The organism is Xanthomarina spongicola (genome assembly GCF_003148645.1).
GTDB lineage: Bacteria > Bacteroidota > Bacteroidia > Flavobacteriales > Flavobacteriaceae > Xanthomarina > Xanthomarina spongicola.
This window is the reverse complement of sequence record NZ_QGGP01000011.1, coordinates 56,732-63,902: the sequence shown is the minus strand read 5'-3', so window position 1 is coordinate 63,902 and position 7,171 is coordinate 56,732. Positions and strand designations below refer to the sequence as shown.

Here is a 7,171-nt window from a genome sequence, read left to right as displayed (position 1 = left end):
AACAATCAGCTGTATCAGATGTTGGTGCAATAGGATTAAAACCAATATATTCTATTGTATAAACAAAAGACCAAGTATCTTGATTATTATCACAATCTGTATAAGTATATGTATAAGTTCGAGTCCCTTCACAAGTAATCGGGTTAGGACTATCTGTAATAACAGGAGCCGAAGGAACTAAATCAGCACCACATGCATCTTTTATAGATGGCATAGTAAATGTTGCAGTTGCTTCTGATAAACAATTAACAGTTGCGCTACCATCAATAGTTGTAATATTTAAAGGAGGTACATTAATAGTAATTGATTGATTCGCTGTAGCAGATTGACCGCAATTATCAACAATAGTAAATGTTCTTGTTACAATTATAGGGCAAGAACCAGAAGCACTATCTTGATATGTAATGCTTGCTACATTGTCTTCAGTAAACGTACCACCTTCAGCTAAAAACTGTAATTCAGTAATAGCAGTAGCAGTTGTTGAATAAGGTAATGAAGTTAAATTTCCATTAGTTACATCGTCTGTACTACAACCTTCTACAGTAATTGAATTAGGTGCATTAATAATTGGTGCAGTATTATCTCCAGTTAAAATAGTAGCAGTTTCACTAATAGAACAATTATTTTCATCGGTTACAGTAACTGTGTAAGTTCCAGCAGGTAAATTACCAAATTGTCCACCATTTTGAGTATATCCTGAAGGTTGTGGACTTATACTATATGTATAATTACCAAAACCACCAGTAGTTCCACTAGCTGTTATAGATCCAGTAGTGCCACCATTACATGGAACGTTTGTTGCATTTAAGGTTAAACCTGTTAATATTGGATGAACTGTTACCTGATAGGATTGACTATCTATAACGCCATCTGCATCAGTAACAGTTAATGTTACCGTATAAGTACCAGGACCTGAATATGTGTGAGATGGGTTTTGTTGATTAGATGTTGGAGTTCCATCTCCAAAATTCCATACATAACTATATGGATTATCTATATCTCCACCAGTTGTTAAATCTGTGAAATTTATTTGATATGAAGTACATACAATAGCAGATTCAAAATTTGCAATTAAAGGGGCATTCACTATAAATCCTTCAGCATCAAAAAAGCATTTAGAAGGATTTGTAGCACATGGTCTACCAGCATTTGGTTGCCAGGCCATATAAAAGTTTGCTAACCTAATTTGATCACCACAGTTCCAATTTATTTGTTGCACTTGTAAGTTTTGTCCAACAGGAATTGCTTGTCCATTATACAAACAATCATTTACATGATAAGCAAATACGCCATTAATAATCACATCGTAATCGATATATAAACTATATCTGTCTGCACCAGTATTTGCAGAAAAGAGCGCAAATATGTATGCTGATTGTGGTGTGCCAGGTGTGCAATTATTAGCTAATGGATTACCATTTATGTCAGCCAAATAGAAATTACTTAGTGTAAAATCGTTAGCTGAACAGGAATCAACATTAAGTGCTGAATTACTTGTATCTAAGATACTATTAGAATCAGTGCTTAATTGGCTGTCACTTTCTTTTGTTAGAATTTGACTTGAAGCATAACTATTGAAAAGTAAAAACATTATCAATAGGATACCATGCAAATTAATTTTATGAGTAATTGTCTTCATAAGATTGTAGATTTGTATATACTGCAAAAATTGTTTTATATTAATGTTTAATAATAAAAACTTTTAAATAAATAATAATATCAAAAAATTGTTGAGGGAAGTACATTGACGAATCAATGTATAATGGATTAAGTTAATTTCTTGATTTGGGATCATTTTTAATTAATAGCTTACGTAACAAATAAATAGCGATTAAACAATTCAATCAAAAAAAAATGTTAAATAACTTAAAAATTCGTTAAGATGATTTGCATAAACACTTAATCGGTAAAATGTAATAATTAACCGACTACGATTATCCCACTATTGCTTAATCAGTTTGATGTTTGTGTATTGTTTTGATTGATTTTAGTCATTAATAATAATATTTAATATTTTTATAATAGCTTACTCTTTATATTTGAGGTAGCCAAAATAAGTCATATGTCCGACATATACAACACTTTGTCGATAAAATATGCATTTAATCGTAAAAAATGAAAAAGTTAATTATTGTAAGACATGCAAAATCTTCTTGGGTAGAACAGGTAAGCGATCATGATAGAGGATTGAAAGCTAGAGGTTTACATGATTCTGAATTGGTGTCATTAAAGTTTAAAGAACTTCATATTTTACCAGATATAGCACTCTCAAGTACGGCAAAAAGAGCTAGAAATACTGCTGAAATTTTTATAAATAATTTAAATATTGACCGAAATAAATTCAGTTTAGATGAAAATATTTATGATTTTTCAGGAGAAAGTCTCATTAAAACAATTAAGAATGTAGATAATACTATTAATACATTAATGTTATTTGGTCATAATCATGCCTTAACTTATTTCGTTAATTCATTTGGAGATAGATATATTGATAATGTTCCAACAAGTGGATTAGTTGTTATAGATTTTCACATTGATTCTTGGAAATATATTAAGAAAGGACATACAACTCATATTATTTTCCCCAGAGACTTAAGATAATCTTAATTTGTTAAAATCATATCATTTTTTATTGCTTTAGGGTCTAAATTTCTTGTATATAAATGTTGTTGAAACCTATAGGAATAATTACTATAAATTGTATATTAAGTATGTTTAGTTTCTATCTAAAAATTAATTCTAATAGAATATATTTGTAGTAATAAACTTGTATTCATGACAAAAGCAGAAAAGCTTCAAAATAACTATATAAATAGAGAGATTAGTTGGTTGCAATTTAATGCAAGAGTTCTTCAAGAGGCAGCCGATAAAAATGTGCCTTTAATAGAAAGGTTAAGATTTCTTGGAATTTTTTCAAATAATCTAGATGAGTTTTTTAAAGTTAGATATGCTACAGTTAAACGAATTGTTGAAGCAGGCAAAGTTGCTAAAAATATATTAGGAGGAATTAAAGCTCAAGAACTACTTGAAGAAATTACACAAATTGTAATTGTTCAACAAAGTGAAAGCCTAGAGATATTAAGTAATATTGAAAATGAACTTGAGAAGGAAAATATTTTTATTATCAAAGAAAATGAGATAAGTGAAGACCAACATAATTTTGTTAAACAATACTTTATCCAAAAAGTAAGTCCAGCTTTAGTTACCATTATTTTAAATGACCAAGTAGACCTACCAAATTTAAAAGATAGTGCAGCATATTTAGCTGTTAAAATGGTTTTAAATAATACAGATCAATATCAATTTGCTTTAGTTGAAATTACTAAATCTATGGATAGGTTTGTAGTATTACCTGAAAAAGATGGTAAAAGCTACATTATCATGTTAGACGATTTGTTACGCTATTGTTTGCATGATATCTTTAATATTTTCGATTACGATAGTATTTCTGCTCACATGATAAAAATTACTAGAGATGGCGAATTAGATTTTGAAAGTGATTTAAGTAAAAGTTTTATTGCAAAAATATCAGATAGTGTTAAAGATAGACAAATTGGAGAACCTGTAAGATTTGTTTACGATAAAACTATAGATCAAGAAACGCTAAGATATTTAATGTCTAAAATGGGAATTGATTCTCATGATAGTATTATTCCAGGAGGGAGATACCATAACAGACGAGATTATATGGGCTTTCCAAGTCTAGGAAGAACAGATTTACTCTACGATAAAATTGAGCCACTTCCTGTTAAAGGACTAAGTTTAGAAGATAGTATTTTTGATAGTGTTTCCAAAAAAGATTATTTGCAATACGCTCCTTACCATACGTTTTCTTATGTTGTAAAATTTCTTCGTGAAGCTGCTTTAGATCCAAAAGTAAGAACCATTAAAATTACAATTTATCGACTTGCAGAAATTTCGCATGTAGCCAGTTCATTAATAAATGCTGCTAAAAACGGAAAAAAAGTAACCGTTTCTATAGAAATTCAAGCTCGCTTCGACGAGCAAGCAAATATCGATTATGCAGAACAAATGGAACATGAAGGCATAAACCTTATTTTTGGAGTTCAAGGATTGAAAGTACATAGTAAAATGTGTGTTATAGAACGTGAAGAAAATAAGAAATTAAAACGTTATGGTTTTATTAGTACAGGAAATTTTAACGAATCTACAGCTAAAATTTATACAGATTTCACCTTATTTACTTCAGACCAGAAGATTTTAAAAGACATAAATAAAGTGTTTAGTTTTTTCGAGTTTAATTATAAAATATATAGATATAAGCATATTATTACATCGCCTCATTATACCCAATCTGCATTTTTTAAACTTATTGATACTGAAATTCAGAATGTTAAAGCAGGAAAACCAGCTTATATTAGACTTAAAATGAATAGTTTATCTAGTTTTAATATGGTGGATAAACTCTATGAAGCCAGTAGAGCAGGAGTGAAAATACAAATGATTGTTAGAGGGATTTGTTGTCTTATTCCAGGAGTTAAAGGTATGAGCGAAAATATTGAAGTAATAAGTATTGTAGATAAATTTTTAGAACACACTAGATTATTTATATTCTGTAACAATAACAATCCAAAAGTATATATCTCATCGGCAGACTGGATGACAAGAAACATCGAAAATAGAGTAGAAGTAAGTTGCCCAATTTATTCCGAAGACATAAAACAAGAATTAATAGATACGTTTGATATTTCTTGGAGTGATAATATTAAAGCAAGATTACTTAACGAAGATCAAAAAAATGAATATAGAAAAAGTGGTAGAATAAAAGTAAGATCGCAATTTGCAACTTATAATTATTACTTAAATAAATTAAAAGAATAATATGCTATCAATAAAAAAATATGCTGCAATAGATATAGGTTCCAATGCTGTAAGATTGCTTATTGCTAATATTATTGAAGAAAAAGGAAAAGAAACGCGATTTAAAAAAAGTTCTTTAGTTCGTGTGCCAATTCGTTTAGGAGCAGACGTTTTTTTAGAACAGCATATATCAGATTTTAATAGAGAAAGAATGATAGATACCATGTCTGCATTTAAACTATTAATGAAAACACATCAAGTAGTTAAATATAAAGCATGTGCAACATCTGCTATGCGTGAAGCTGAAAATGGAAAAGAAATTTCTGATTTAATATATAAGAAAACAAAAATAAGAATCGATATTATTGAAGGTGAAGAAGAAGCAGCCATTATTGCAGCTACAGACTTGCAATCGTTTATAGATAACAGTAAAACATACTTATATGTGGATGTTGGTGGAGGTAGTACAGAATTTACAGTTATTAGCAAAGGAAAATCGGTTGCTTCTAAATCTTTTAAAATAGGAACTGTTAGATTACTAAATGATATTGTAAAGAAAGAAACCTGGCATGAATTAGAATCCTGGATTAAACAAAAAACAGATCCTTACGATAAAATTGATGTTATTGGTTCTGGAGGTAACATTAATAAAATCTTTAAAATATCAGGAAAACCAATAGGTAAGCCACTAACTTACTTTTATCTAACGTCTTATTATAATACGTTACAATCTTATTCTTACGAAGAACGTATTACAGAATTAGATTTAAATCAAGATAGAGCAGATGTTATTATTCCAGCAACCAGAATTTATCTCTCTGCAATGAAATGGAGTGGAGCTAAAGATATCTATGTTCCAAAAATCGGATTGTCAGATGGAATCATAAAAAGTATCTATTATGATACGGTTTCTAGCAATACACAGTAAAAATTATGCATTTTGTCTTTAATATATATCACTTTTCGTTAAAACATATATATTAGCTTCATTAGAAACCCGAAACTACTTTATTTTAAATTTTTAATTATGAAAAAAACAATACTTCTTTTGGCTTTTGTTGTATGCTCAACTTTTTCCTTTTCACAAGCCTTATATGGTGTTCGTGCTGGAATAAATATATCTAACCTAGATTTTGAGCCTAATCCAACTTTTGATAATACACACAGAAATGGTTTTGCTATTGGATTCTTTGGCGAATATGACCTTTCAAAAACTATAGCGATTGCTCCAGAAATACAATTCTCTGCAGAAGGTGCTAAAGAAAAAGACTTACGTATAGATTATATACAAATCCCTATTTTATTTAAATATAGATTTGGAGACAGATTCTCTTTAGGTGCTGGACCAATGGCTGGCGTTAAGGTATGGGAACATGAAGATAATTTGAAAAATTTTGCATTTTCCATGGTTGGTGGTTTAGAATTTTTTATTACTAACGATATTTTTATCGATGCTAGATACCATTATGGATTTACCAATGTAGTCGATAATGAGTCAACTTTCGAAGCCAATAACAGTAACATCCAATTAGGTGTTGGTGTAAAGATTTAAACAAATTTTAAAACATAAAAAAACTCCGATATTAATAGTATCGGAGTTTTTTGTTTATCAAGATTAAGAATTATTATTCTTTGATAAATTTTAAAACCTGTTGTTGACTGTTTTTGTCTGTAATAACTAAAAAATAAACACCAGTTTCTAAATATGAAACATTAATTTTATTTTGATTTAACACTTCTTTTTCAATAATGATTTTACCTTCCATAGAGTGAATTGAATAAGATAAGTCTTTAAAATCATCATTTTCTGCCGAAATTTTCAATTCATTTTGTACTGGATTTTGTGTTATTTTAATTGTAGTACTTTTAGTAAACGTAGGATTTGAAAGTGTTTGTCTACCATAAACAAGTACATTATTGTTACTGTTTGTTAATGTTAATATTGCATCATCACTAGTTCCTGTAATATTGTAAGAATGTAACATGCTGCCTGTATTATAAGAATCTGTTAAAAGCTCTAGGTATAAACCTTCTTCTGATGGTTCGCAAAAAGCAAGAGTCACTCCTTCAAATGCAACCTCTAATATAGTTGGAGATGGAAATGTTGTTGAAGCCCAATACCCATTACATTGCATACCTCCATCAATGTCATATATGTTGTTATTAGTACTATTAATAGTGAAGTTTAAATTGTAATTATATGGAGAGGTTGTTATAGGTGGATTACCATTTGCAGTAATTGTATGCAAAAACCATTCACCTAAAAGTTCATCTTGAGCAGATAAATTTAAGCTTATAAATAGTAAGTAAATAAGGTGTAATATTTTCATAAGGTAGATTTGTATATCTA

At 29.2% G+C, this 7,171-nt stretch carries 6 protein-coding genes; 4 read left to right on the top strand and 2 right to left on the bottom strand.

Features of this window, described 5'->3' with window-relative positions; all coding sequences use genetic code 11:
* Positions 1–1,639 (bottom strand): HYR-like domain-containing protein (locus LX78_RS15015; RefSeq protein ID WP_146192595.1); only part of this gene is annotated, 1,639 nt, incomplete at its 3' end.
* A gap of 476 nt (positions 1,640–2,115) precedes the next feature.
* Between LX78_RS15015 and LX78_RS14360 the strand changes: the two genes are divergently transcribed.
* The 4 genes from LX78_RS14360 to LX78_RS14345 all read left to right on the top strand — a co-directional run bounded on the left by LX78_RS14360 (position 2,116) and on the right by LX78_RS14345 (position 6,373).
* Positions 2,116–2,601: a SixA phosphatase family protein gene (locus LX78_RS14360; RefSeq protein WP_109683471.1), complete on the top strand. Its 486-nt coding sequence runs from the start codon at positions 2,116–2,118 to the stop codon at positions 2,599–2,601.
* Positions 2,602–2,775: 174 nt separating this feature from the next.
* Positions 2,776–4,842: a polyphosphate kinase 1 gene (gene ppk1, locus LX78_RS14355; RefSeq protein WP_109683470.1), complete on the top strand. Its 2,067-nt coding sequence runs from the start codon at positions 2,776–2,778 to the stop codon at positions 4,840–4,842.
* Between the two features lies 1 nt (position 4,843).
* Complete coding sequence (locus LX78_RS14350) at positions 4,844–5,749, top strand: Ppx/GppA phosphatase family protein (protein ID WP_109683469.1); 906 nt, start codon at positions 4,844–4,846, stop codon at positions 5,747–5,749.
* A 99-nt stretch (positions 5,750–5,848) separates the two neighbouring features.
* Positions 5,849–6,373: a porin family protein gene (locus tag LX78_RS14345; RefSeq protein WP_109683468.1), complete on the top strand. Its 525-nt coding sequence runs from the start codon at positions 5,849–5,851 to the stop codon at positions 6,371–6,373.
* A gap of 73 nt (positions 6,374–6,446) precedes the next feature.
* Here LX78_RS14345 and LX78_RS14340 read toward each other — a convergent pair whose 3' ends face one another.
* Positions 6,447–7,151 (bottom strand): T9SS type A sorting domain-containing protein, encoded by a 705-nt coding sequence (locus tag LX78_RS14340; RefSeq protein WP_109683467.1) that lies wholly within the window; start codon positions 7,149–7,151, stop codon positions 6,447–6,449.
* Positions 7,152–7,171 lie beyond the last annotated feature (20 nt).

Coding starts and splice junctions, on each gene's coding strand:
- LX78_RS14340 (WP_109683467.1), bottom strand. CDS start 7,151: ATGAAAATATTACACCTTATTTACTTACTATTTATAAGCTTAAATTTA.
- ppk1 (WP_109683470.1), top strand. CDS start 2,776: ATGACAAAAGCAGAAAAGCTTCAAAATAACTATATAAATAGAGAGATT.
- LX78_RS14360 (WP_109683471.1), top strand. CDS start 2,116: ATGAAAAAGTTAATTATTGTAAGACATGCAAAATCTTCTTGGGTAGAA.
- LX78_RS14350 (WP_109683469.1), top strand. CDS start 4,844: ATGCTATCAATAAAAAAATATGCTGCAATAGATATAGGTTCCAATGCT.
- LX78_RS14345 (WP_109683468.1), top strand. CDS start 5,849: ATGAAAAAAACAATACTTCTTTTGGCTTTTGTTGTATGCTCAACTTTT.